This window comes from Streptomyces clavuligerus (genome assembly GCF_005519465.1).
Classification (GTDB): Bacteria; Actinomycetota; Actinomycetes; order Streptomycetales; family Streptomycetaceae; genus Streptomyces; species Streptomyces clavuligerus.
In genome coordinates, this window is record NZ_CP027858.1 from 739,420 (window position 1) to 763,884 (window position 24,465).

General features: G+C 73.0%; 21 protein-coding genes. 2 read left to right on the forward strand and 19 right to left on the reverse strand.

The window, feature by feature from the left end:
• Positions 1–124: 124 nt before the first annotated feature.
• The 8 genes from CRV15_RS02975 to CRV15_RS03010 form a co-directional block, all read right to left on the reverse strand.
• Positions 125–1,138 (reverse strand): sugar phosphate isomerase/epimerase family protein, encoded by a 1,014-nt coding sequence (locus tag CRV15_RS02975; protein ID WP_009997943.1) that lies wholly within the window; start codon positions 1,136–1,138, stop codon positions 125–127.
• 101 nt (positions 1,139–1,239) lie between these two features.
• Positions 1,240–2,478, reverse strand: a complete 1,239-nt coding sequence (locus CRV15_RS02980) for a Gfo/Idh/MocA family protein (protein ID WP_003962400.1) — start codon at positions 2,476–2,478, stop codon at positions 1,240–1,242.
• 137 nt (positions 2,479–2,615) lie between these two features.
• Positions 2,616–3,668 carry a substrate-binding domain-containing protein gene (locus CRV15_RS02985; RefSeq protein ID WP_003962399.1) on the reverse strand — a complete coding sequence of 351 codons (1,053 nt, stop codon included), beginning with the start codon at positions 3,666–3,668 and terminating at the stop codon, positions 2,616–2,618.
• A gap of 148 nt (positions 3,669–3,816) precedes the next feature.
• Complete coding sequence (locus CRV15_RS02990; RefSeq protein ID WP_003962398.1) at positions 3,817–4,860, reverse strand: ABC transporter permease; 1,044 nt, start codon at positions 4,858–4,860, stop codon at positions 3,817–3,819.
• Positions 4,857–6,386 carry a sugar ABC transporter ATP-binding protein gene (locus CRV15_RS02995; protein WP_003962396.1) on the reverse strand — a complete coding sequence of 510 codons (1,530 nt, stop codon included), beginning with the start codon at positions 6,384–6,386 and terminating at the stop codon, positions 4,857–4,859. The genes CRV15_RS02990 and CRV15_RS02995 overlap by 4 nt, the downstream gene beginning before the upstream one ends.
• A gap of 324 nt (positions 6,387–6,710) precedes the next feature.
• Entirely contained in the window at positions 6,711–7,892 is a 1,182-nt protein-coding gene (locus CRV15_RS03000; protein ID WP_009997941.1) for an ROK family transcriptional regulator, read from the reverse strand.
• Between the two features lie 278 nt (positions 7,893–8,170).
• A complete protein-coding gene (locus CRV15_RS03005; RefSeq protein WP_003962394.1) occupies positions 8,171–8,680 on the reverse strand; it encodes an NUDIX hydrolase in 510 nt (169 codons plus the stop codon).
• Between the two features lie 90 nt (positions 8,681–8,770).
• On the reverse strand, positions 8,771–9,718 hold the full coding sequence (locus CRV15_RS03010; protein ID WP_003962393.1) for a beta-ketoacyl-ACP synthase III: 948 nt from the start codon (positions 9,716–9,718) through the stop codon (positions 8,771–8,773).
• A gap of 326 nt (positions 9,719–10,044) precedes the next feature.
• On the opposite strand from CRV15_RS03010, the gene fdhD reads away from it, so the two are divergent.
• Entirely contained in the window at positions 10,045–10,881 is an 837-nt protein-coding gene (fdhD, locus tag CRV15_RS03015) for a formate dehydrogenase accessory sulfurtransferase FdhD (protein WP_009997939.1), read from the forward strand.
• Positions 10,882–10,928: 47 nt separating this feature from the next.
• On the opposite strand, the gene CRV15_RS03020 is transcribed toward fdhD, so the two are convergent.
• On the reverse strand, positions 10,929–11,324 hold the full coding sequence (locus CRV15_RS03020; protein ID WP_003962391.1) for a (2Fe-2S) ferredoxin domain-containing protein: 396 nt from the start codon (positions 11,322–11,324) through the stop codon (positions 10,929–10,931).
• Positions 11,325–11,625: 301 nt separating this feature from the next.
• On the opposite strand from CRV15_RS03020, the gene CRV15_RS03025 reads away from it, so the two are divergent.
• A complete protein-coding gene (locus CRV15_RS03025; protein ID WP_044972261.1) occupies positions 11,626–13,449 on the forward strand; it encodes an AMP-dependent synthetase/ligase in 1,824 nt (607 codons plus the stop codon).
• Positions 13,450–13,577: 128 nt separating this feature from the next.
• Here CRV15_RS03025 and CRV15_RS03030 read toward each other — a convergent pair whose 3' ends face one another.
• The 10 genes from CRV15_RS03030 to pqqB form a co-directional block, all read right to left on the reverse strand.
• Positions 13,578–14,792 (reverse strand): CU044_5270 family protein, encoded by a 1,215-nt coding sequence (locus CRV15_RS03030; RefSeq protein ID WP_003962389.1) that lies wholly within the window; start codon positions 14,790–14,792, stop codon positions 13,578–13,580.
• Between the two features lie 7 nt (positions 14,793–14,799).
• A complete protein-coding gene (locus tag CRV15_RS03035) occupies positions 14,800–15,336 on the reverse strand; it encodes an RNA polymerase sigma factor (protein WP_003962388.1) in 537 nt (178 codons plus the stop codon).
• A gap of 157 nt (positions 15,337–15,493) precedes the next feature.
• The gene (locus tag CRV15_RS03040) at positions 15,494–16,609 is read right to left on the reverse strand and encodes a PQQ-dependent sugar dehydrogenase (protein WP_003962387.1); all 1,116 of its coding nucleotides are present in this window, start codon (positions 16,607–16,609) and stop codon (positions 15,494–15,496) included.
• Positions 16,610–16,641: 32 nt separating this feature from the next.
• Positions 16,642–18,768, reverse strand: a complete 2,127-nt coding sequence (locus tag CRV15_RS03045; RefSeq protein ID WP_003962386.1) for a glycosyl hydrolase family 28 protein — start codon at positions 18,766–18,768, stop codon at positions 16,642–16,644.
• A gap of 10 nt (positions 18,769–18,778) precedes the next feature.
• Positions 18,779–19,576: a hypothetical protein gene (locus CRV15_RS03050; protein WP_003962385.1), complete on the reverse strand. Its 798-nt coding sequence runs from the start codon at positions 19,574–19,576 to the stop codon at positions 18,779–18,781.
• Positions 19,577–19,582: 6 nt separating this feature from the next.
• Positions 19,583–21,187 (reverse strand): glycoside hydrolase family 88 protein, encoded by a 1,605-nt coding sequence (locus CRV15_RS03055; RefSeq protein ID WP_003962384.1) that lies wholly within the window; start codon positions 21,185–21,187, stop codon positions 19,583–19,585.
• Positions 21,184–22,485, reverse strand: coding sequence for a pyrroloquinoline quinone biosynthesis protein PqqE (pqqE, locus tag CRV15_RS03060; protein WP_003962383.1), 1,302 nt, complete (start codon positions 22,483–22,485; stop codon positions 21,184–21,186). The genes CRV15_RS03055 and pqqE overlap by 4 nt, the downstream gene beginning before the upstream one ends.
• Entirely contained in the window at positions 22,482–22,796 is a 315-nt protein-coding gene (gene pqqD / locus CRV15_RS03065; protein ID WP_003962382.1) for a pyrroloquinoline quinone biosynthesis peptide chaperone PqqD, read from the reverse strand. Before pqqD ends, pqqE begins: the two co-directional genes overlap by 4 nt.
• On the reverse strand, positions 22,793–23,554 hold the full coding sequence (gene pqqC, locus CRV15_RS03070; RefSeq protein ID WP_003962381.1) for a pyrroloquinoline-quinone synthase PqqC: 762 nt from the start codon (positions 23,552–23,554) through the stop codon (positions 22,793–22,795). Before pqqC ends, pqqD begins: the two co-directional genes overlap by 4 nt.
• Positions 23,551–24,456: a pyrroloquinoline quinone biosynthesis protein PqqB gene (gene pqqB, locus CRV15_RS03075; RefSeq protein ID WP_003962380.1), complete on the reverse strand. Its 906-nt coding sequence runs from the start codon at positions 24,454–24,456 to the stop codon at positions 23,551–23,553. The genes pqqC and pqqB overlap by 4 nt, the downstream gene beginning before the upstream one ends.
• Positions 24,457–24,465 lie beyond the last annotated feature (9 nt).

Genomic DNA, 24,465 nt, shown 5'->3' on the forward strand with positions numbered 1-24,465 from the left:
TCAGACGCTGTACACATCTGGGACGGTAGACGGGTTCGTCCGGAACCAAAAGCCCTTGTGCCTCAGTCGACTTGGACTTCCGTCCCGTACAGGACAAAGGTGTCCAGGGGTGCGGCGGGGCCGGTCACCCCGGGGTGCCACCGCTGCCGAAGGCGGCGTCGAAGGAGGCCGCGGGCGGTTCGAAGTCGTACTGTTTGAGATGGGTCAGCGCCTCGGGCGCGCCCGCGAGCCGGTCCATTCCGGCGTCCTCCCACTCGACGGAGATGGGCCCGTCGTAGCCGATGGAGCGCAGCATCCGGAAGACGTCCTCCCAGGGGACGTCCCCGTGTCCGGCGGAGACATAGTCCCAGCCGCGCCGGGGGTCGCCCCAGGGCAGATGGGAGCCGAGGCGCCCGTTGCGGCCGTCGAGCCGTTTACGGGCCTCCTTGCAGTCGACGTGGTAGATCCGGTCCCGGAAGTCGTAGAGGAAGCCGACCGGGTCCAGGTCCTGCCAGACGAAGTGGCTGGGGTCGAAGTTGAGGCCGAAGGCGGGCCGGTTCCCGACGGCGTCCAGGGCGCGGCGGGTGGTCCAGTAGTCGTAGGCGATCTCGCTGGGGTGCACTTCGTGGGCGAAGCGGACCCCTTCGGCGTCGAAGACGTCGAGGATCGGGTTCCAGCGGGCGGCGAAGTCCTCGTAGCCCCGTTCGATCATCGTTTCGGGCACGGGCGGGAACAGGGCGACGAGGTGCCAGATGGACGATCCGGTGAAGCCGACGACGGTGTTCACGCCGAGGGCGGCGGCGGCCCGTGCGGTGTCCCGGAGCTCGGCGGCGGCCCGCTGCCGGACGCCTTCGGGCTCGCCGTCGCCCCAGATGCGGGCGGGCAGGATGCCCTGGTGGCGCTCGTCGATGGGGTGGTCGCAGACGGCCTGGCCGACCAGATGGTTGGAGATCGCCCAGCAGCCGAGGCCGTAGCGCTCCAGGAGGGCCCTGCGGCCGGTGACATAGGCGGGGTCGGCGAGGGCCTTGTCGACCTCGAAGTGGTCGCCCCAGCAGGCGAGTTCGAGTCCGTCGTAGCCGAAGTCGCGGGCGAGCCGGCAGACCTCCTCCAGCGGCAGATCGGCCCACTGGCCGGTGAACAGGGTGTACGGACGGGGCATGGGTGTCGCCTCCCTGGGTGGGTGGTCCATGACGGTGGAGTCCGTTCCGGAGGGGGCGGGTACCCGGGGGAACGGCAGGGAACGGGACGGTGCGGAACGGGTCAGTCCACCGCGGGCACGGGTGCGGGGACGGGGACGAGGGCGGCGTTCTCACGGGCGCTCTCCTCCACCGCGGCGAGCACCCGCTGCACCTGGAGGCCGTCCGCGAAGGAGGGCTCGGGCTCCGTCCCCCGGGCGATGGCCTCGATCAGGTCGTGCGCCTGATGGGTGAAGGTGTGTTCATAGCCGAGCGCGTGGCCGGGCGGCCACCACGCCCGAAGGTAGGGGTGATCGGGCTCCGTGACCAGGACGCGCCGGAAGCCCGCGCGGGACGAGGGATCGGTGTGGTCGTGGAAGGAGAGTTCGTTGAGGCGTTCGAGGTCGAAGGCGAGCGATCCCCGTTCGCCGTTGATCTCGAACCGCAGGGCGTTCTTGCGGCCGGTGGCCATCCGGGTGGCCTCGAAGGAGGCGAGCGCGCCCGAGGCCAGCCGCCCGTTGAAGAGGGTGGCGTCGTCGACGGTGACGGGCCCGAGGCCGCCGGAGGGAATCCCCCGGCCGCCGCCGGTCGCGACCGCGAGCTGGGGGCGTTCCCGGACGAAGGTCTCGGTGAGGGCGCTGACCTCGGTGATCCGCTCCCCGGACAGATACTGGGCGAGGTCGACGATATGGGCGCCGAGGTCGCCCAGGGCTCCGGAGCCCGCGTGTTCGCGCTGGAGCCGCCAGGTCAGCGGGGCCCCGGGGTCGACCAGCCAGTCCTGGAGATAGGTGAACCGCAGATGCCGCAGGGTGCCGACATGCCCCTCGGCGATCAGACGGCGGGCGTGGGCGACCGCGGGGATACGCCGATAGTTGAAGCCGACCATGGCGACGGTGCCCCGCCGCCGGGCGCGGGCGGCGGCGGCGCACATCTCCTCGGCCTGGGCGACGGAGTTGGCGAGCGGCTTCTCGCACAGGACGTGCTTGCCCGCGTCCAGGGCCGCGACGGCGATCTCCGCGTGCAGGTCGCCCGGGGTGCAGATGTCCACCAGGTGCACATCGTCGCGGGTGACGAGGGCACGCCAGTCGGTCTCGGCCGCCGCCCAGCCGAGCCGGGCCGCCGCGGTGTGCACGGCGGAGCGGTCCCGGCCCGCGACGGCGGCGAGCACGGGGCGCAGCGGCAGGTCGAAGACGTGGGAGACGGTGCGCCAGCCCTGGGAGTGGGCGGCTCCCATGAAGGCGTATCCGACCATGCCGACGCCCAGTTCCGGCGGGCCCGGCGGGGGCGCGGCGGGCGGGGTGTCGCTCTGTTCCGTACGGTCCATACGGTCCTCCGTGGGTGGTTGGTCGTCGGGCCCGGCTCGGCGGGGGAAGCGGCACGGCGGGGCGCGGGGGCGGGTGGCGGGGCGTGGCAGGGGCGGGAGCGGGAGCGGGGAGAGCGGGCGGGGGCGGGGGGCGCGGGTCAGCGGAAGCCGGTGGGCAGGTACCGGTCGACGTTGTCCTTGGTGACGACGGCGGAGTAGAGGGTGATGGAGGCGGGGATCTCCTGTTCGGAGAGGCCGCCGATGCCCTTGTCCTGGGCGAGGGCGCGGGCGATGTCGATGGCGGAGGCCGCCATCGTGGGCGGGTAGAGCACGGTCGCCTTGAGGACGCTGTCGTCGGCCTTGATGGCGTCCATGGCGGAGCGGGCTCCGGCGCCGCCGACCATGAGGAAGTCCTTCCGCCCCGCCTGGGCGATGGCGCGCAGGGCGCCCACGCCCTGGTCGTCGTCGTGGTTCCACAGGGCGTGGAAGTCGCTTTCGGCCTGGAGGAGCTGGGCCGTCTTCGCCTGTCCCGACTCGACGGTGAAGTCGGCGGCCTGGCGGGCGACCTTGGTGATGTTGGGGTAGTTCTTGAGGGCGTCGTCGAAGCCCTGGGTGCGCTGCCGGGTGAGTTCGAGGCTGTCGACTCCGGCGAGTTCGACGACCTTGGCGTCGGGTGTGTCCTTGAGTCTCTCGCCGATGTAGCGGCCGGCGTTGAGGCCCATGCCGTAGTTGTCGCCGCCGATCCAGCAGCGGTACGCCTGGGGGGAGGCGAAGATCCGGTCGAGGTTGACGACGGGGATGCCCGCCCGCATGGCCTGGAGGCCGACCTGGGTGAGGGCCTTGCCGTCGGCGGGCAGCACCACCAGGACGTCGACCTTCTTGTTGATGAGGGTCTGGACCTGTCCGATCTGCGCGGCGGTGTCGTTGGAGCCCTCGGTGATCTCCAGGGTGACATCGGAGTACTTCTTCGCCCGGGAGCGGGCGTTGTCGTTGATGGCGTTGAGCCAGCCGTGGTCGGCCTGCGGTCCGGCGAAGCCGATGGTGACGGGTCTGCCGGGGGTGTCGTCGGCGACGGGCGCGGCCCGGTCGTCGGCGGCGTCCTTCGCCTCCTTCGGGTCATTGCTGGTACAGGCGGTCAGAAGGGCTCCGGCGGAGACGGCGGCGGTGCCGAAGAGTATTCCTCGGCGGCTGGGGACGGTGGGTTCCGGCATGGCTGACCAGCCCCTTCGGGTGGTTTGAGGGTGAGGGTGGGGGCGGCGGGCGCCCCGGAGCGGAGGGTCCGGCCGATCAGGGCGATCCGGCTGATCAGGGCGGACCGGATCGGACCGGACCGGGTCGGGTCGGGTCGGGTCGGGTCGTTCAGGTGTCGCCCCCGCCCCGCAGGGTGCGGTGCTGTACGAGGACGGCGGCGACGATGATCGCGCCCTTGGCGATCTGCTGGACCGCGCTCTCCAGGTTGTTGAGAGCGAAGATGTTGGTGATCGTGGTGAAGATCAGGACGCCGAGGACGGAGCCCGTGACGGTGCCCCGGCCGCCGCTGAGGAGGGTGCCGCCGATGATGGCGGCGGCGATGGCGTCGAGTTCGTACAGATTGCCGTTGGTGTTCTGGCCGGAGCCGGAGAGGACGACGAGCAGGAACGCGGCGATGCCGCAGCACAGCCCGGAGAGGAGGTAGAGCAGCAGCCGGTGGCGGCGGATGTCGATCCCGGCGAGCCGGGCGGCTTCGGCGTTGCCGCCGACGGCGAGGGTGCGGCGGCCGAAGGTGGTGCGGTTGAGCAGCAGCCAGCCGATGGCGACGACCGCCGCGAACACCAGGACCAGCGGGGGGACACCGAGGACATAGGAGTCCTTGACGCCGAGTTCGAGCACGGAGTCGACGGTGACCATCTGGGTCCTGCCGTCGGTGATCTGGAGGGCGAGGCCCCGGGCGGAGGCGAGCATGGCGAGGGTGGCGATGAAGGGCACCAGACCGCCGTAGGCGATCAGCACCCCGTTGACCAGGCCGCAGCCGAGACCGACGGCGACGGCCGTGAAGAGGATGCCGGTGAAGCCGTACTCCTGGGTGGCGACGGTGGTGGCCCAGACGGAGGCGAGGGCGACGATCGCGCCGACGGACAGATCGATGCCGCCGCTGGTGATCACGAAGGTCATGCCGACGGTGACGACGCCGATGATCGACGCCTGGGTGAGGACGAGCTGGAGGTTCCCGGTGTCGAGGAAGGCGTCGGGTTCGGTGATGCCGCCGACGGCGATCAGCACGGCGAGGACGCCGAGCAGGGAGAGGGTGCGGACATCGGCGCGGAACCCGCGCGGGGCGCGGGAGGGGCCGCCGGGCGCGGCGCCGGGCGCGGGACCGGGGGCGGCAGGGGTCCTGGCGGGGTCCACGGACGCGGGCTGGGTCATGCCGGCGGGCTCCCTTCCATCACGAGGTCGAGGACGCGGTGTTCGTCGAGGTCGCGGGCGTCGGCGGTGTGCACGACGCGGCCCTCGCGCAGGACCAGCACCCGGTCGGCGAGGCCCAGTACCTCGGGCACCTCGCTGGAGACGAGGAGGACGGCGAGCCCTTCGTCGGCGAGGCGTCTGATCACCGTGTACAGCTCGGCGCGGGCTCCGACGTCGACGCCGCGGGTGGGTTCGTCGAGCAGCAGGACCTTGCAGCCGCGCAGCAGCCAGCGGGCGAGGACGGCTTTCTGCTGGTTGCCGCCGGAGAGGGTGCGGACCGGCCGGTCGGGGTCGTCGGGGCGCAGCGACAGTTCCCGGGTGGCCCGGTGGGCGGCGGCGCGCTCGGCGGCCCGGTCGATCCAGCCGCCGCGGGCGAAGCGGCCGAGGGTGGCGAGGGAGACATTGCGGGTGACGCTCTCGGTCAGCAGGAGGCCCTGGGCCTTGCGTTCCTCGGGGGCGAGTCCCAGTCCGGCGCGGACGGCGGCACGGACGCTGCCGGGGCGCAGGGGTTCCCCGTCGACGAGGACCTGTCCGGCGGTGGGGCGGCGGGCGCCGTAGACGGTCTCCAGGATCTCGGAGCGTCCGGAGCCGACGAGTCCGGCGAGTCCGACGATCTCGCCGGGCCACAGCCGGAGGTCGAGGGGGGCGAACTCGCCCGTGCGGGTCAGTCCCTCGACGGTGAGGACGGGGGGTGCCGGGCGCGGGGCGGTGGGGGCGGGCGCGGGGCGGGGCGGGAAGACGTACTCGACGTTCCGGCCGGTCATCAGGGCGACGATCGTGTGGGTGGGGGTGGTGCGGGCGGGGAGTCCGGTGGCGACGGACCGGCCGTCCTTGAGCACGGTGACCCGGTCGCCGATGCGGCGGATCTCCTCCAGCCGGTGGGTGATGTGGATGACGGCGACCCCTTCGGCGGTGAGGCCGTCGACGACCCGGAAGAGGTTGTCGACCTCGTCGGGGTCGAGTGCGGCGGAGGGTTCGTCCATGACGATGAGCCGGGCGTCGTGGGAGAGGGCGCGGGCCATGGAGACGATCTGCCGCTGGGCGGTGGGGAGGCTGCCGACGAGGGCCGCGGGGTCGATCTCGGGGTGGCCGAGGCGTTCGAGGAGGCGGGCGGTGGCGTCGTGCGCGGTGGCGCGTCGGACGATGAACCCGGCGGCGGTGGGTTCATGGCCGAGGTGGACGTTCTCGGCGACGGAGAGCCCCGCGACGAGGTCGAGTTCCTGGTGGATGGTGGCGATGCCCTGGCGCAGGGCGGCGCTGGGCGAGCGGAGGGCGATCTCTTCTCCGCGCCAGACGACGGTGCCGCTGTCGGGCCGGTGGGCTCCGGCGAGGACCTTGATGAGGGTGGACTTCCCGGCGCCGTTCTGGCCGAGCAGGCAGTGGGTCTCTCCGGGCAGGACCTCCAGGTCGACGCCGTCGAGTGCGCGGACTCCGGGGAAGGACTTGGTGATGCCTTCCATGGTGAGCAGGGGTGTTTCCGGTGCCATGACCAATCCCCTCGGCGGTGAAGGGCCGGTGAGTCGCGTCGCGTGGATGCGCGCGCGGTGTGCGGGGGTGGGGGTGCCAGTGGGGTACGGGATGGTGTGTGAGGTGCTTGAGGTGTCGGTGCTGTGCGGTGCGCGTGATGCGCGGTGTACGTGGATGGTGCACGGGCGGGACGAGGGCTCCGGGGTCCGGGCACGGGCGGGACGGGTGCGGGCGGGACGGATACGCCGGGGTGCGGGCGCGGCCAAGGGCCCCGCGGGCTCGGATCAGGCAGGCTCAGGTCAGGCAGGCTCGGGTCGGACGGGCTCAGGTCAGGCAGGCTCGGGTCAGGCGGGCGAGAAGAGGTGGTCGCTGATGAGCCGGGCGGCTCCGGTGACTCCGGCGACCTGCCCCAGCTCCCCCAGCACGATGGGAAGGTTTCCGGTGGCCAGCGGCAGGGACTGCCGGTAGACCTGGGTCCTGATGCTGGCGAGCAGGGTGTGGCCGAGGCCGGTCACCCCGCCGCCGATGACCACCAGACCGGGGTTGAAGAAGCTGACGAGTCCGGCGATGACCTGGCCGACACGGTTGCCGCCCTCCCGGATGAGTTCGAGTGAGGCGGTGTCACCGGCGGAGGCCGCGGCGGCCACGTCGGCGGCGCCGAGCGCCCCGGCCGCGGCCAGCCGTACGGCCAGCTCGGGGGAGCGGCCGGAGCGGGCGGCCTCCTCGGCGTCGCGGGCGAGGGCCGCGCCGCTGAAGTGGGCCTCCAGACAGCCCGTGTTGCCGCAGGGGCAGGAGCGGCCCGAGGGGTCGACCTGGATATGGCCGATGTCGCCCGCGCTGCCGGTGGTGCCCCGGTAGACCTGTCCGCCGACGACGATGCCGCAGCCGATACCGGTGCCGATCTTGACGCAGAGGAAGTCCCCCACGGAACGGGCGACTCCGGCGTGCTGCTCCCCCATGGCCATCAGATTCACGTCGTTGTCGACGAGGACGGGGCAGCCGAGTTCCTGGCTCAGGGCCTCCCGGACGGGGAAGCCGTCCCAGCCGGGCATGATCGGGGGTGCGACCGGGACGCCCTCGGGGAAGCGGACCGGACCGGGTACGCCGATCCCGGCGCCGTCGAAGCCCTCGGCGAGTCCGCCGGCCCTGAGCTTGGCCGCCATGGACAGGGCCTGTTCGAAGACGGCCACCGGGCCCTCGCGGACGTCCATGGGGTGGTTGAGGTGGCCCAGGACCTCCAGCTCCGCGTTGGTGACGGCGACGTCGACGGAGGTGGCTCCGATGTCGATGCCGAGGAAGCGCAGCTCGGGGGCGAGACGGATATTGTGCGAGCGCCGGCCGCCCCGGGAGGCGGCCAGCCCGTCGGCGACGATGAGCCCGGTCTCCAGGAGCCGGTCCACCTCGACGGCGAGTTTGGACCGGGACAGCTCGACCAGATCGCCGAGCTGGGCACGGGAGTTGGGCCCTCCGTCGCGCAGCAGTCCGAGCAGCCGCGCCTGGTGCGCGTTCGCGGGTCGAGCGGTCATCCGTCTCAACTGCCCCTCCCTCCCCCGGTCCTGTGTCGGGGAGATCCCCATTCGACTCACGGCGATCCTGCTTTGGAGGGGAACGTAGCAGCGCTTTGCCGAACTGGGAAGAACTTGAGCGGAGTTCAGTACCTACTTCTTCCACACCCGGGACAAAGATGGAGGCGGGAGGGGGCACAGGGAGAGAGGGTCCTCGGCGGCCCGACACGCATCGGGCGCTCGCCCAGGCCGACCGTCCACCCCGGCCGTCCATCCCGGCCGTCCATCCGGTCGGCCGGTCAGCCGGGCCCGTGTGCGAGCAGCTCCGCCAGCCGGTCCAGGAAGACCCGCTGCCCGCTCACCAGCTTCACCCGTGCCACGTCGAGCCCGAACCACTCGGCCCGGTCGATCTCGGGGAACTCCGCCGTACGGCCGGAGCGCGGGGGCCACTCCAGGGTGAAGGTGCCGGGGTTCACGAGGGAGGTGTCCAGCTCACCGGCGAGGGCCCAGACGGTGACGACCTTCCCGCTCGACTGCCGGGCCTCGCCGAGCGGCAGCCACTCCCCCGCCGGGGGCGCGAGCCCCAGCTCCTCCTCGAACTCACGGCGGGCCGCCGCCGTCGCTTCCTCGTCGGGGGTGTGCTCCCCCTTGGGGATGGACCAGGCCCGCTCGTCCCGGCCCTCCCAGTACGGCCCGCCCATGTGCCCGAGCAGCACCTCGACGTCCCCGGCCGCGGGCCCCAGGGGTTCCGTGCCGCCGCCCCGGGACCGGAACAGCAGCAGACCCGCGCTTCTCCTCACCTCCGCCATGCCCCCAGTCTGCCCGCGGCGCGCCCCCGGGCGCAGCGGGACACCGCCGGACGGGCCGCCGGGCCGATCGGCCGCCGGAGGGGGCGGGGGTCAGGGGCAGCGGATGATCTGCCCCGCGTACGACAGGTTCCCGCCGAAGGCGAAGAGCAGGACCGGGTCCCCGGAGCGGATCTCGCCGCGCTCGACCAGCTTGGCGAGCGCCAGCGGGACGGAGGCGGCGGAGGTGTTGCCGGACTCGACGACATCCCGGGCGACGACCGCGTTCACGGCGCCGATCTTCTGGGCGACGGGCTCGATGATCCGCAGATTGGCCTGGTGGAGGACGACCGCCGCCAGCTCCTCGGGCCGTACGCCGCCGCGCTCGCACACCTGGCGCGCGATGGGCGGAAGCTGGGTGGTGGCCCAGCGGTACACGGACTGGCCCTCCTGGGCGAACCGGGGCGGGGTGCCCTCGATCCGCACGGCGTGCCCCATCGACGGCACGGATCCCCACAGCACCGGGCCGATACCGGGCTCCTCGCCCTCGCGCACCGCCTCGACCACCGCCGCTCCGGCGCCGTCCCCGACCAGGACGCAGGTGGTGCGGTCGCTCCAGTCGGTCACGGCGGTCATCTTGTCCGCGCCGATCACCAGGGCGCGCCGGGCGGCTCCCGCCCGTACCGCGTGGTCGGCGGTGGCCAGGGCGTGGGTGAAGCCCGCGCAGACCACGTTCACGTCCATCACGGCGGGCGATTCCATGCCGAGCCGGGCGGCGACGCGGGCCGCCATGTTCGGGGAGCGGTCGATGGCGGTGGATGTGGCGACGAGGACGAGGTCGATGTCCCCGGCGGCCAGCCCGGCGGAGGCGAGCGCCTTGGCCGCGGCGTGGGCCGCCAGCTCGTCGACGGGCTCCTCCTCCTCCGCCTTGTGCCGGGTGGTGATGCCGACCCGGGAGCGAATCCACTCGTCGCTGGTGTCGACCAGCGCCGCCAGGTCGTGATTGGTGATCACCCCGGCGGGCTGATAGTGCCCGAGTGCGGCGATGCGTGAGCCGGTCATGTTGCGAGTCCCCTCCGTGCGGGCAGGTGAAATCCCCAGTCTTCGTTGCTACCGCCGGGTACGACGGCACGCGATCCCACAGGTTCCGACGCGGTAATTTGGAGCTTCCCGGGGTGTGCCGAAGTCCCGGAAACCTCATCCCGCACCGCCCGTCGGCCCGGCCGGACCCGCCTCCCCCGGCCCCGGCGCCACGGCGGGCACGGAGCGGAACCGGAGCGGTGCGCAGGGTAGCCAACAGCGACCGGACCAGCCGCTGGACTCATGGGCCCATGCGGGAGAATGGGACGGTCCAGCCTGCCACCCGACACGAAGCGGAATCGATACTCATGGGACGGGTCACCGAGCGTCGGCGCATCATCCGGATCAAGGACGGCAGGGCGTCGGCCCGCCCCGACACCCTGGTGGCCGAAGAGCCGCTGGAGATCCGCGTGAATGGGCGGCCGCTCGCGATCACCATGCGCACCCCGGGCGACGACTTCGCGCTCGCGACCGGCTTCCTGGTGAGCGAAGGGGTGATCGGGGCGGCGGACGAGGTGCGGGCGATCACCTACTGCGAGGGGGCGACGGAGGACGGGGTCAACACGTACAACGTGGTGAACGTCCGGCTGGCGCCGGGTGTCCCGGCGCCGGGACCGGAGCTGGAGCGGCACGTCTACACGACGTCGTCGTGCGGGCTGTGCGGCAAGGCCAGCCTGGACGCGGTCCGGACGGCCACCCGCTTCCCGGTCGCGGACACTCCCCCGCTGCGGGTGACGCCCGCGCTGCTCGCGGAGCTGCCGGACCGGCTGCGCGCGGCGCAGCGGGTGTTCGACCGGACGGGCGGGCTGCACGCGGCGGCGCTCTTCTCCAGGACGGGCGAGCTGCTGGACGTGCGGGAGGACGTCGGCCGGCACAACGCGGTCGACAAACTGGTGGGCCGGGCGGTGCGGGAGGGCGGGCTGCCGCTGTCCCGGGCGATCCTGCTGGTGTCGGGGCGGGCCTCGTTCGAACTGGCGCAGAAGGCGGTGATGGCCGGGGTGCCGGTGCTCGCCGCCGTCTCCGCGCCGTCCTCGCTCGCGGTGGACCTGGCCGCCGAGAGCGGTCTGACGCTGGTCGGCTTTCTGCGCGGGACGCAGATGAACGTGTACGCCGGGGCGGAGCGCGTCGTCCTGCCGGAGTCCTGACCCGCCGCCGGGACCCCGCCGCCGGGCCGACAGGACGAGGGGCCGGGTCAGCGGCGGCCGGTGGGCGCGGGGATGGTCTGGAGGGCGAGGGTCGCGGGCGGCTCGGCCCGGCCCGGTCCCCCGGCGTGCGCCCACTCCAGGATGTCGTCGAGGGCGTCGTCGTCGAGGGCCCAGCCGATCCAGGTGGCGCGGGCGCCCCGGCGGCGGGCCTCTGTGGACGGCTGGACCACGATCACATTGGCCTGGCCGCAGGGCCCGAGGCAGTCCGTGGTCCGTACCTCGATCCGGCCCCCGGACGCGGCGGCGGCCTCGCGGAGCCTGCGGAGCTGCCCCTCGTGGTCGGTGCCGGGGTGCTTGCGGGCGTCACCGCAGCAGCAGCCCCGGCAGACGACGAGGGTGCAGGGGCGGGTGGCGCGGAAGGGGCGTATGCCGGAGGTCGTCACCCGGTGATCTTCTCAGGCCGCCCCGGGGGCCCGGCAGGGGCCGTGCGCCACCGGCCCGCACCCGCCCGCCCGCCGGGCACCGGGGGGCGCCACCCGTAGGGGGATTTCCCGAGGATTTCGTGGAGATTCTCCCGTCCCCTCACTCCGCCGCCGGGAGTCCGCCCACGCTTCCCGGCGTGAGCGGGTTCCTCCGCCCGCCATGTACCGGCACCTTTCGTCCGCACTTCGCCAAGTGCCGCCCGGCGCCGGGTGTCCTGGGGTACCGTCGCGGCGCTGTGCGGAGCACCACGAGGAGCAAGCCTTGCGCGAGTTCACAGTCCGTCCCCTACAGACACGGCCCCCGATCGGCGGAGTGGCCGACGCGGTCTTCGAGCGCGCCGAACTCGACCCCGGCCGGGCCGTCATGGGGCGCAAGGACACGGCGGGCCGCTGGCGCGACGTGACCGCGGCGGTCTTCCGGGACGAGGTGCTGGGCCTCGCCAAGGGGCTGCTGGCGGCCGGGGTGCGCTTCGGCGACCGGGTGGCGCTGATGAGCCGCACCCGCTACGAGTGGACCCTCTTCGACTTCGCGATCTGGACGGTGGGCGCCCAGTCGGTCCCGGTGTACCCCACCGCGTCGGCCGAGCAGGTGCTGTGGATGCTGTACGACGCGGAGGTCTACGCCTGTCTGGTGGAGCACGAGGACCACGCCATGACGGTGGGCTCGGTGGTCGACCGGCTGCCCCTGCTGAAGCGGCTGTGGCAGCTCGACGCGGGCGCGGTGGCGGAACTGACGGAGTCCGGCCGGGACATCGACGACGAGGTGGTGCACCGGCACCGCAGGGCGGTGACCCCGGAGTCGACCGCGACGGTGATCTACACCTCGGGGACCACCGGCCGCCCCCGGGGGTGTGTGATCAGCCACGCCAATCTGATCTTCGAGACCGACACCCTGGTGGCGCGGTGGCAGTCGCTGTTCCGCTCCCGGCCCGCGGAGGAGCCCGCGACGCTGCTCTTCCTTCCGCTGGCCCATGTCTTCGGCCGGGTGGTGGAGGTGGCAGCGGTCCGCGGCGGGGTGAAATTCGGCCATCAGCCGGTACTGCGCAGCGCCGTGCTGATGCCGGATCTGGCGGCGTTCCGGCCGACGTTCTTCCTGGGGGTCCCGTATGTCTTCGAGGGGGTCTTCCACGCGTCCCGGCGGTGGGCCGAACGGGAGGGCAGGGGCGAGTCGTTCGAGAAGGCCGTGGATGTGGCGGTGCGCTACGCGGAGGCCCGCGAGCAGCAGGCGTTCGGCCTCGGTCCCGGCCCTTCGGCGGCGCTGCGGGCCCGGCACCGGCTCTTCGAACGGTCCGTCTACGGCAGGCTGCGGCAGACGATGGGCGGCCGGGTGCGGCACGCGATGTCGGGCGGCTCGGGCCTGGGGCGGCGGCTGGGGCTGTTCTTCGCGGGCGCGGGGATGACGGTCTTCGAGGGGTACGGGCTCACCGAGTCCACGGCGGCGGCGACGGCGAACCCGCCGGACCGCCCCCGGTTCGGCACGGTGGGCCGTCCCCTTCCGGGCACCTCCGTGCATGTGGCCGCCGACGGCGAGGTGTGGCTGCGGGGCGGGCACATCTTCTCCGGGTATCTGGGCGACCGGGAGGCGACGGACGAGGTGTTACGCGACGGCTGGCTGGCGACCGGCGATCTGGGGGTGCTGGACGAGGACGGCTATCTGACGATCACCGGGCGCAAGAAGGAGGTCCTGGTGACCTCCGGCGGCAGGAGTGTCTCGCCGCTCCCGCTGGAGGAGGCGGTGCGCACCCATCCGCTGGTGGCTCAGTGCCTGGTGGTGGGGGACGACCGGCCGTATGTGGCGGCGCTGGTCACACTGGACCCGGAGGCCGTGGACCACTGGCTGACGATCCAGGGCCGGTCGCCGCTGCCCCCGGTGCGGCTGGTGCGGGACCCGGAGCTGGAGGCGGAGATCCGGCGGGCGGTCGTCTCGGCGAACACACGGGTGTCGCAGCCGGAGTCGATCCGTACGTTCCGTATCCTGGCGCGCCCGTTCACGGAGGAGCAGGGGCTGCTCACTCCGTCGCTGAAGCTGCGGCGGAAGGAGATCGAGGAGGTGTACGCGCGGGAGGTGGCGGCGCTGTACCCGTGACGGCGGGCCGTCCCTGACGAACGGCCACCCGCGACGGGGGCTGTCCGTGACGGGACGTGCGGGACAGGGCGTGCCCCCGGAGCCCCCCGGCCCCGGCGGACACGCCCTTCCCCCGTGTCAGCGGTGGGTCATCCCGCCGGTTCCGCCGCCTTCGCGTCGTTCCCCGGCTCCGGCGCGGCCGGCGCGGGAGGGGTCTCCGGGCCGGTCCTCCCGTCCTGGTGACGGATGTAGTCCCGGTCGAACGGGGGCGAAATGTTGGTCCAGGCGGTGTCGAGGACGGTGGTGTATGTGGTCACCTCGCCCTTGCGCCGCCCGTACTCGTTGTCGGTGGCGACCCGCAGGGTGCCGAGCGCGGCCCCGGTCCTCCGGTCGAGGACGAGCCTCAGCTCGTCGCCGCTCAGGGGGCCGGGGCTGGGGATCGCGACCCCGTATCCCTCTCGGCCGGACTGGTCCCTGATGGTGCCGAGGGCCCGGACCCCGGGTTCCTCCGCGAGCACACGGTACGCGGCTGCCCGCAGCTCGGGCCCCGCGGGCATGCCGACGGCCAGCTCGACGGCCTTGCGCACGACCTCGTCCCGGAGAACCCAGTCGGGGGCGTTGTACTCCTTCTCCACCAACTGCCGCAGCCGGGCGCGCAGGGCCTTCGCGCCGGTGGGCAGCTTGCGCATCTCCTCGATCTTCATATTGCCCATGGGGACCACGTGGCCGGGGCCACCGGGCGCGTCCCGGTGGACGAGGCCCTTGCCGTCCCACTCACGGCCGAGCTTGGGCCAGCTCCTGGGCGCTCCGGCCGCGCGCCAGGCGCTTTCGTCCTTCTTCGTCGAGGGCCGGGTGCCGGTGTCGGTGGTCTGGGACCACCGCTTGTGGGAGTCCCGGGCCAGCCAGGACAGGTGGTCGCTGCGGCTGTCGATCGCGTAGCCGGGCCTGCCGTTCCGGCCGGGGACCCGGTCGATCGAGCCCATGCGCTCCTTCTGGTACCAGTAGGCCCCGTCCTTCTTCCTCTCTCCTTCCTTCTCCACCTTCGCCGCCGCCGCGAGCAGGAACTCCCGGGCGGTGGGGGTGTCGCCGGGGGTTCCCGCGCCGTCGCCGGAGGGGACGAGGGTCACCGCGACGGCGGTGGCGGCAGCGGCGGAGACCAGGCCCACGCCCCAGCGGGGCCGCAGCCACTGCGGGGTCCTGGGCCGGACGGGCCCGGTGCGGGCCCGCTCGTGTGCCGCAGGTGCCGAGTTCATCGCGGCGGTCAGCTCACAGGTCCGGACGGCGGGGTCGACGGGTGCGTCCCCGTCGAGATGCGCGGGCCGGGCGGCGGCGAGCCGCCGCAGGATGTCACGTTCGCGTTCCACGGTGTGGTCACACTTCCTCTCGTACGCGCTGGGCGCGCGTCGGTCGGCCGGAGGCGGCGGGGGCGGTGGCGGTGGCGGCGTCGTCGTCGACGGCCCGGAGCAGCCGTTTGCGGGCCCGGTGCAGCCGTACCCGCAACGTGGCCGCCGAGCAGCCCACGACCCGGGCCGCCTCGGCGGGCCGCAGCCCGTGCCAGGCGGTGAGGACGAGCACTTCCCGGTCCTCGTCGGCGAGCGTGGTCAGCGCCGTCAGCAGGGCGCTGCGGTCGGCCACGTCGTCGGCGATGTCCCCGGTGCCGCCGGGTGCGGACCGTTCGGTCCAGTCGTGGAACTCGGCCGCCAGGGACTCCCGCCGCGCCTGTGCGCGCACGGTGTCCCGCAGTACGTTGCGGGCCACACCGAGCAGCCAGGGCAGGGGGGTGGCCGGCAGGTCCGCCCTGCGCCGCCAGGCGATGGCGAAGGTCTCGCTCACCACCTCGTCGGCGACCTGCCGGCCCGCTCTGCTGACCACGTAGGCCCACACACGCCCACGGCAGGCGTCGTACATCGTGGTGAAGCCTTCCGCTTCGTCTGCCACCGCCCCGCACCTCCGTCCTCCGGGATTCTTCCTCGTTCACCGGGAAGTGGTCCGGCGGCGGCGATCGTTACCGGGGAAAGCCACGGGCCCGTCGCGGGTGCGGCGGGCCCGTGGGTGTGCTGGGGGGTCAGCCGACGGTCACCCGCAGGATGCGGTCGGAGCCGGCGGGCTGTCCGCCGTTGCCGTCGGCGTTGGTGGTGGCGAGCCAGAACTGGTTCTGTCCGGGCACCTTGGTGACGCCGCGCAGCCGTCCGTAGGTGTTGGTGTAGTACGCCTTGGGGGTTCCGGTGTTCTCGGAGTTCGGGTCGATGGGGATCTGCCAGAGGCGTTTGCCGCGCAGCGAGGCCATGTAGACGGCGTTGTCGACGACGGCGATGCCGCTGGGCGATGCCTCGGCGACGGCCCAGGTGCGCCTGGGGTCGGTCATTCCGGCGACACCGCAGGTGCCTTCGCAGGTGGGCCAGCCGTAGTTCCTGCCGGAGGCGACGAGGTTGAGTTCGTCCCTGCTGGACGCGCCGAGTTCGGCGGACCAGAGGCGGCCCCGGGAGTCGAAGGCGAGGCCCTGGGGGTTGCGGTGGCCCAGGCTGAAGACCTCGTTGCCGAAGGGGTTGCCGGGCGCGGCCTTCCCGTCCCGGGTGAGGCGGAGGATCTTGCCGTTGAGGGAGGCGCGGTCCTGGGCGAGGGCGGGGGTCTGCGCGTCGCCGGTGGCGGCGTAGAGATGGCCGTCGGGGCCGAAGGCGAGGGCGCCGCCGTTGTGGTACTTGGCCTTCTTGATGCCGCCGAGGAGGGTGCGGTAGCCGCTCAGTGAGCTGCCGTTGTAGGTCATCCGGGCGACGCGGTTGCCGTCGGACGAGGTGTGGAGGAAGTAGACGGCGCGGTTGGCGGACCACTGGGGGTCGACGGCGACGCCCATCAGTCCGCCCTCGCCGTCGGTGGTCTGGGACTCGGGGACGGAGCCCACTTCCCGTTTGGTCCCGGACGGGGTCACGGCGAAGACCTTGAACGAGTTCCGCTCGGTCACCAGGGCCGCCGATCCGTCGGGCAGCCAGGCGGTGCCCCAGGGGATGCTCCAGCCGCTGGAGACGGTGGTGACCCCGGTGGGGTCGCCCAGGGTGCCGACGGGGCCGGCGGAGGGGGCCCCGGCGGCGCCCGCGGCGGGGACGAGCCCGCCGATGAGGGCCGCCGCGCCGGTCAGCGCGAGGGCGCCGAGGACGGTCTTCGGGAAGGGGGTGCGGTGCTGCATCGGTGTGGCCTCCGTGGGGGATGAGGGCGGGGCTAACCCTGTTCGGGACGGTCGGGGTCGGGTGCGCCGTGCGCGGTGGTGGCGGGGCCGTCCAGGTAGTCGAGGTTGGCGGCCCCGTTCGCGGTGGTGGCGGTGGCGCGGACGGTGTTGGCGCCCGCCCGGAGGGCGGCGGGGACAACGACGGTGCGCCAGGCGGTCCAGGCCCCGGTCCCGGCGAAGGGGACCCCGGTGGCGACGGTGGTCCCGTTGACCGTGATGTCCAGGGGCCGGTCGGTGGTGGTGCCGTTGGCGTAGCCGATGGTGAGGGTCGCGGGGCCGGCCGCGGTGGCGGTCACGGTCCATTCGACATGGGCGCCGACGGCGTTGGGGGTGTTGACGAAGCCGCTGCCGCTGTAGCCGGTGTGGTTGGTGTCGACGGTGGAACCGGGGGTGTACCCGGCGTTCTCGGCCTCGTAGCGGCGGGGGCCGGGGCCGGTGGGCCCGCAGTTCTCGCTGGAGCCGGTGCGGCCGATCCGCAGGGCGCCGCCGGAGGTGTTGGCGCCGCCGGTGACGCAGTAGCCGGTGACCGACTGGAAGAGCAGGTCGGAGGGGCTGTTGCTGCCGCGCTGGGCGGTGAACCGGTCGAAGCGGACATCGCTGCTGCCGTGGGCGATGACGGCGGGGCGGCCGTCGTCGGCCGCGAAGCGGACCTCGCTGTCGGTGAAGCGGAGTCCGTCGGCGTTCCGGATGTACCAGCCGTAGGCGGGGCGGGTGCCGATCGAGTTGGGGTTGTAGTCGGTGGGCTGGTTGCCGGGCGGGGTGGTCGCCATGGTGCCGCTGCCGCCGGGGACGGTGATGTCCACGTTGTCGAAGGTGACGTTCCTGATCCGGCCGCCGCCGGACTCGCCCCACAGGGTCGGCGCGTACGCGGCGTTCTTCCCGTTGGCCCTGATGTTGGTGTAGGTGATGTCGCTGATGGAGCCGGTGCCGGGGTTGTTGCCGCAGCGTTTGCGGGTGCCGACCTTCTGCATGATCGGTGAGCGGACCCCGGTCATGGTGATGTCCCGGTAGTGGACATCGGAGATCTTGGAGCCGTCCATGGAGACCATGCCGAGGCCGGATTTGTCGGAGCCCTTGATCGTGATCCGCTCGAAGCGGTAGTCGGTGAAGTCGCCGCAGGTCTCGGAGCCGAACATCAGGGCGTTGCAGCAGCCCGCGGAGAGGTAGGAGTCGCTGACGGTGACATGGCCGTTGGTGAGTTTGGCGCCGAGGGCGTAGTCGCTCTTGAAGGCGAGGGCGTCGTCGTTGGCCTCGAAGTGGGCGCCGGTGATGCGCACGTCGGTGGTGTTGATGACGTTCCAGCCGTCGCGGTCCATGGCGGTGTCGATGACGAGCCGTTCGGAGACGACGTTGTCGCAGTCGTTGATGAGGGCCGCGAAGTGGCCGCCCTCGCGCAGAGTGATACCGCTCAGAGTGAGGTTGGTGCAGCGCGTCAAGGAGATGATCTTGTCGGCCTCGCCGGACCTGGGGTCGCCGGTGATGAGGGCGCCGTCGCCGTCGATGACACCGGAGCCGGTGAAGCCGATGTCGGTGAGGTTGTCGCCGTGGATCATGGCGTTGTGGAAGTGGCTGTGGCCGTAGTCCTGGTAGTCGTCCCAGGGGTTGGGCTCGGGCGGGTCGTAGGTGTCGGCGGCGTTGCCGCTGATGGTGGCGCCCGCGTCCAGCTGGAGCGTGACCCGGCTCCTCATCCGGATGGTGTTCTTGGACTCGTAGGTGCCGGAGGTGAAGCGGACGGTGCCGCCGCCCGCGCTGTTGGCGGCGGTGATGGCCCGGTTGATGGCGGGGGTGTCGTTGGTGGAGCCGTTGCCGACGGCGCCGTAGGCACGGACGTCGAACTCGGCCGCGCGGGGCGGGGGCACGGTGACCTGGTCGCCGCCGCGCAGGGGGGCCAGGGGGGTGACGGTCCGCCCGTCCCCCGGCGGAGCGGCGGAAGAAGCGGAAGGAACGGAAGAAGCGGAGGAGGCAGGGGACGCGGGAGACACAGTGGGGACCATGGTGGCGACGGTGGCGGGGGTGACCGCAGCATCCGGCGGGGCCGCGGTGGCCGGGGGCTGGAGGGCGCCCACCGCCATCGCCACTCCGAGCACCGCGGTCGCGGCGGCCGTGCGAAGGCTCTTCATGCCGTCCTCCTCAGACGAGCTGGTAGCCACGCATGCGGGAGAGGAGCAGATAGCAGTCCTGGAGGGAACCGGAGCTGTCGCCGAGCGAGCGGTAGATGCCCCACTTGGGGCGGACCCGGTCGGCGAGGAAGGTGTCGACCCCCTTGCGGGTCTTGTCGATCAGTGTGGTGCCGCCCTTGCGGATCGCCCAGCGCACCGCCCCGGCGCTGCCGTTGCCGATCGTGATCTCGAAGTCCACATCGACCCAGTTGTTGTGGAGCGGGGCCAGGGCGGTCCGGCCGACGAGGATATTGGGCTCGAAGATCTTCAGTTCGATGGTCTGCTCCCCGCCGTCGCGCCGCAGCGACTGGACCACGATGGGCGCGGAGCCCGCGCCCGGCTGCTTCATCTGCATGATGTGGGTGAACGTGGTGGTGGCCTTGAGGGAGGAGGGGATGTACATCGCGTAGCTGACCCGCCAGGTCTCGCCCTGGCGCCAGCGCAGGAAGGAGTTGCCGGAGCGGCAGCCGGTGACCTCCTGGCGCTGGCGGTCGGAGCCGTCCCGGTCGCGGGTGTGCATGGTGAAGCGGAAGTTGTCCCCCTCGGTGGTGATGTGGGGGCCGTAGGAGGTGTGGGAGTCGGCCCGGTCGTCCTCCAGGGTCTCGAAGGCACGCAGTCCGTCACGGCTCGCCGACGGCGACCACTTGAGCTGCCAGTCGGCGGCGCGGGCGGGTGCCGCGGACGCGGGGAGCGCGGACAGCGCCGGGAGGCCCGCCGCCGCCACGCCGCCGACGGCCGCGTTCAGAAGGGCTCTGCGTGATGTGTTCATGAGTACTCACCTCGCTGTGAGTTGTTCGTTCATGATCAGGAACGCGCCGAGGCCGTGGAAGTCGTCGGTCCGGCGTTCGCGCTGGACGTAGTAGCGGTAGCCGCCGACATTGGTGCCGACGGAGATGTCGGAGAGGTTCGTCCGGCCGTCCGGGCCGAAGGAGATCTTCGCCAGCACGCCCTGGTACCCGCGCCGGGCAACGGCGTCGTAGCGGGCGTCGACATAGCCCTGCCGCACGGCCCGGGAGAGCGCGAAGGTGAACATGCTGGAGCAGGAGGTCTCGGTCCAGTTGTCGCTCCGGGCGCCCTGGTCGACGACCTGGAACCAGCGTCCGGTCGCCGGGTCCTGATAGCGCTCGATGCCCGCGGCGAGCCGCCGCAGCACGGTCAGCAGCACATCCCGGCGGGGGTGGTTCGCGGGCACCGCGTCGAGCACGTCGACGACCGCCATGGAGTACCAGCCGACGGCGCGGCACCAGTACTCGGGGGCGAGCCCGGTGGCGGGGTCGGCCCACGCCTGCGCCCTGGCCTCGTCAAAGGCGTGCCGCAGCAGTCCGTTGCCGGTCTGGAGCCGGGTGCCGTAGACGGCGAGCTGCCGGGTGGCCTCGTCGGCGGCGTACGCGAGGTCGCCGAACTCCTTCCCGTACTCGACGAGGAAGGGGTTGACCATGTAGACGCCGTCTGCCCAGAGCTGGTGGTGGCGGGCGGCGGCGGTGGCGTGCCAGAAGCCGCCCTCGGTGGTGCGGGGGTAGGTGGCGAGCCGGTCCCGGATCTTCTTCGCCGCCTTCTGGTAGCGCGCCTGCCCGGTCTCCCGGTGGAGGACCGTCAGCAGCCGTCCCGCCTGCATGCTGTCGAGGGTGTCGAAGCTCTGCGCGATGTTCCCGGAGGGGTCCACGAACCGGTCGGCATAACTTTTGATGTACGCGAGATAGCGGGGCTCGCGGGTGCGCTGGTAGACGAGGTACTGGCCGTAGAGGTAGAGCCCGACCGGGTAGGACCAGCCACCGATCGACGTGGGGGTGTAGCGGGCCGTCGTGGACTCGACGAGCGCGACGGACCAGTCGGTGGCGCCGGGGCCGCCGCCGGTGGTGAGGGAGTCCAGGTTGGGGCCGCCGCCCGTGCCCCGAGCGGTGAGCCGTACGGTGCTGGTGCCGCGGCCCAGGGGTACGGAGACGGTGGCCGTCCGCCAGTCGGTCCAGGAGCCGGTGGGGCCGAAGGGCATCCCGGCGGTGACGGTGCGGCCGTTGACCGCGAGGTCGAGCGGCCGGTCGGACCCGGTGCCGTTGGCGTAGCGCAGGACGAGAGGAACCGTTCCTGCGGTCTCCCGCCCCACGGTGAACTCGACATGGCCGCCGGGGGCGTTCTCGTAGTCGACGAAGCCCCGGCCGGTGAACCCGGGGTGGTCGCTCTGGACGACCCCCCGGCTGATGGCGGCGTCCTCGGCCTCGTACCGTACGGGGGCCCGCTCCGTCCGCCCGGGGCCCGCCGCCGTGTCACCGGCGGAACGGGCCACGGCCCCGGTGCGCGCGGGGGCCGGTTCGGCGCGTGCGGGCGCGGTCAGCGCGGTGCCCGCGAGGGCGGTGGCGAGCAGAGCGGTGGTCCAGCGCTTCATGGTCCCTCCCGATAGGCGTACTGCGGTGCGGCGGACACGGCCTCCCGTTCCGCCGCCCGGTCCACGAGCGCGCGGACCAGGGCGTGGTCCGGTGAGCGCGAGCACACCGGGTCGGTGCGGGCGGCGTCGCCGGTCAGGGCGTACGCCTGGCAGCGGCAGCCGCCGAAGTCACGGCCGCGCAGCTCGCAGCTCCGGCAGGGCTCCCGCATCCAGGATTCGCCGCGGTAGAGCGTGAAGGCGGGTGACTCCCGCCAGATCCACTCCAGGGAGTGGTCCCGGACGTTCGGCGCGTCCAGGCCGGGCAGCGCGGCGGCGGCCGGGCAGGGGTAGACGCGGCCGTCGGGCGCGACGGTGAGCGAGAGGGCGCCCCAGCCGCCCATGCAGGGTTTGGCGACACCGTCGACGTAGTCCGGTACCACCCAGACCAGTTCGAGGCGCCCGGCGAGCAGGGGCCGCCAGTGCTCCAGCCGGGCCCGGGCGGCGGCGATCTGCGCGCGCGAGGGGAGCAGCGCGTCCCGGTTGCGCAGCGCCCAGCCGTAGAACTGGGTGTTCGCCAGCTCGATCCGGGACGCGCCCCAGGCGAGGCCGAGTTCCACGATCGCGTCGAGGGCGTCGAGGTTGGCGCGGTGCAGGACCACGTTGAGCCCGAGCGGCAGCCCGGCGGCGGTGACCAGGTGGGCGGCGCGTTCCTTCGCGGCGAAGGAGCGGGCCCCGGCGATGTGTTCGGAGGCGGCGGGGTCGGCGTGCTGGACGGAGAGCTGGACGCTGCGCAGCCCGGCGGCGGTGAGGGCGGCGAGACGGCGTTCGTTCAGGCCGACGCCGCTGGTGACCAGTTGGGTGTGGACAGCGGCGGCGTCGGCGGCGGCGACGACCGCGGGCAGGTCACGGCGGAGCAGGGGCTCGCCACCGGAGAGATGGGTCTGGACAACGCCCAGGTCGGCGGCTTGCCGAAAGATGTCGGACCAGTGTTCGGCGGTCAGTTCATCTGACCGACCAATCAGTTCGACGGGGTTCGAGCAATAGGCGCACCGCAGCGGGCAGCCATGGCTCAGCTCGGCGAGCAGCGCCCAGGGCGGGGCGGGGTCGACCGGCGGGGCGGCCTCCTCCGCGCGGTGCGCGATGCCGTACGCGGCCTCGTCCGCGGTGCGGTGCGTGGCTTCGTCCGCGGTGCGGTGCGTGGCTTCGTCCACCGTTCCTTCCGCCGTTCCGTCCGCGGTTCCGTCCACCGTTCCCTCCGGGGTCCCGTCCACCGTTCCCTCCGGGGTCCCGTCCACCGTTCCCTCCGGGGTCCCGTTCATACGATCCAGCCCTCCTCGCGCACCCGGGCCAGAAAGCGCGGGACCTCGTCGGCCACGGGGGCGCCCGGGTGGCGCGCGCCCAGTTCGGCGACGAGGGCGGCCAGGTCGCGGGTGCCGTCGCAGAGCCGCAGGATCGGCCCGGCCGCCCCTTTGAGGACGACGGCGCGTTCGGGCAGCAGCAGCAGATCCGTGCCGCGGACCCGGTCGTGGCGGAGGACGACGGACCGGGCGAGAGCGGGCCGCCAGGGCTCGCCGGACGGGTCGGGCCCGGGCGCCGGATGGGCGGGCCGTGCCGCCGGGCGGCCGGTCACGCCTGCTCCCCGGCCGGGCCCTGGGGCCCGCCCCGGTCCTCCTGGCCCGCCGCTTCGACGGCGTCCAGCAGCGACCACAGGACCTCGCACTTGAAGCGGAGCGCGGCCACGGCGGCCTCCTGCTCCTGGCGGGTGCGTGCCCACGCGAGCACCAGCGGCAGCGCCTCCTTGCTGTCGCGCCGCCCCTGTCCGATGCGGGTGCGGAAGTACGCGAGGCCGTCGGCCTCGATCCAGCCGTAGTGCCGTTCGAAGGCGTCGATCCGGGTGCGCATGATGGTGGGCGCGGCCAGCTCGGTCAGCGAGGCGGCGACGGCTTCGAGCACCGGGCGGAGACGGCAGAAGTTGACATAGCCGTCGACGGCGAGCCGTACCCCGGGCAGCACCTCGTCCCCCGAGGCCAGCCGGGCGCGGCTGATCCCGGCGGCCTCGCCGAGGCGCAGCCAGCGTTCGATGCCGCCCTCGCCGTCGGCGACGCCGTCGTGGTCCTGGATCCGGCGCAGCCAGGCGCGGCGCAGGGAGCTGTCGTCGAACTTGGCGAGGATCAGGGCGTCCTTGACCGGGATGTTGCGCTGGTAGTGGAAGCGGTTGATGATCCACCGGCGCAGTTCGGCGGGGGTCAGGGCGCCTTGGTGCATCCGTACGTTGAAGGGGTGGCGGTCGTGGTAGCGCCCGGCGGGCACGGCGCGCAGCCGTGCCGTGAACTCCTCCGGGCCCCACAGCTCACCGGTGCCCGCGTGGGGCACAGCGAGGGTGCTCACAGGTCGATCACCATTCGGTCGGCGGCGATGTCGAGTCCCCAGTCGCGCAGCATCCTGTGCTGGGGGGCGTCCGGGTCCCCGAGGGGGTTGGTGTTGTTGAGGTGGGTGTAGAGGCAGCGGGCCCGCACCCGGCTCAGGCGGCGCGCGGTGCCGTTCTCCCCGGCGATGGGCAGATGGCCCATGCCGGTGGCGGTACGGGTGGAGATCCCGGTGCGGACGGGTTCGTCGTCGTCCCAGAAGGTGCCGTCGACGATAACGCAGTCGGCCGCTTCGACCGCCTGCTGGAAGGTGTCGGTCCAGCGGGCGAGCGCGGGGGCGTAGAGCAGCGTGCGTCCGGTGGTGGTGTCACGCAGGCTCAGGGCGACGACCCAGTCGTCGGCGCCGGGTGCGTCGGGTGGCAGGTCGACCGCGTAGCGGGGGCGTTTGGCCGAGACGGGGAGGGCGGTGGCCGTCACCGTGCCGTCCGGGGCGAGCGGTTGGGGCGCGGCGCCCAGTTCGTTCCAGCGGACCCGGGTGTAGGGGGCGAGGGTGGCGCCGAGCCGCAGCCGCTCCAGCAGCGCGTGGCGGACCGGCCGGGTGGCGAGGACGTCGAAGCCCGCGGCCTCCCGCAGCCGGGCGATGCCCAGGGTGTGGTCCAGTTCCGCGTCGGTGAGCAGGACTCCGGCCACGGGGGTCTGCCGGGGTCCCGGACCGGGGCGCAGTGCGTGGCTGTCCTCGATCTGGTCGCCGATGTCGGGGGTGGCGTTGACCAGAAACCATCGGCCCGCTCCGGCCTGCACGGCGAGGGAGGCGTGCCGGCGCCGGCGGTGCGGATGGGTACGTGCCCCGGTGCAGCCGGGGCACGCGCAGTTCCACTGGGGCAGTCCGCCGCCCGCCGCGGTGCCGAGCACCTGGAGCAGCATGCGGCTGGG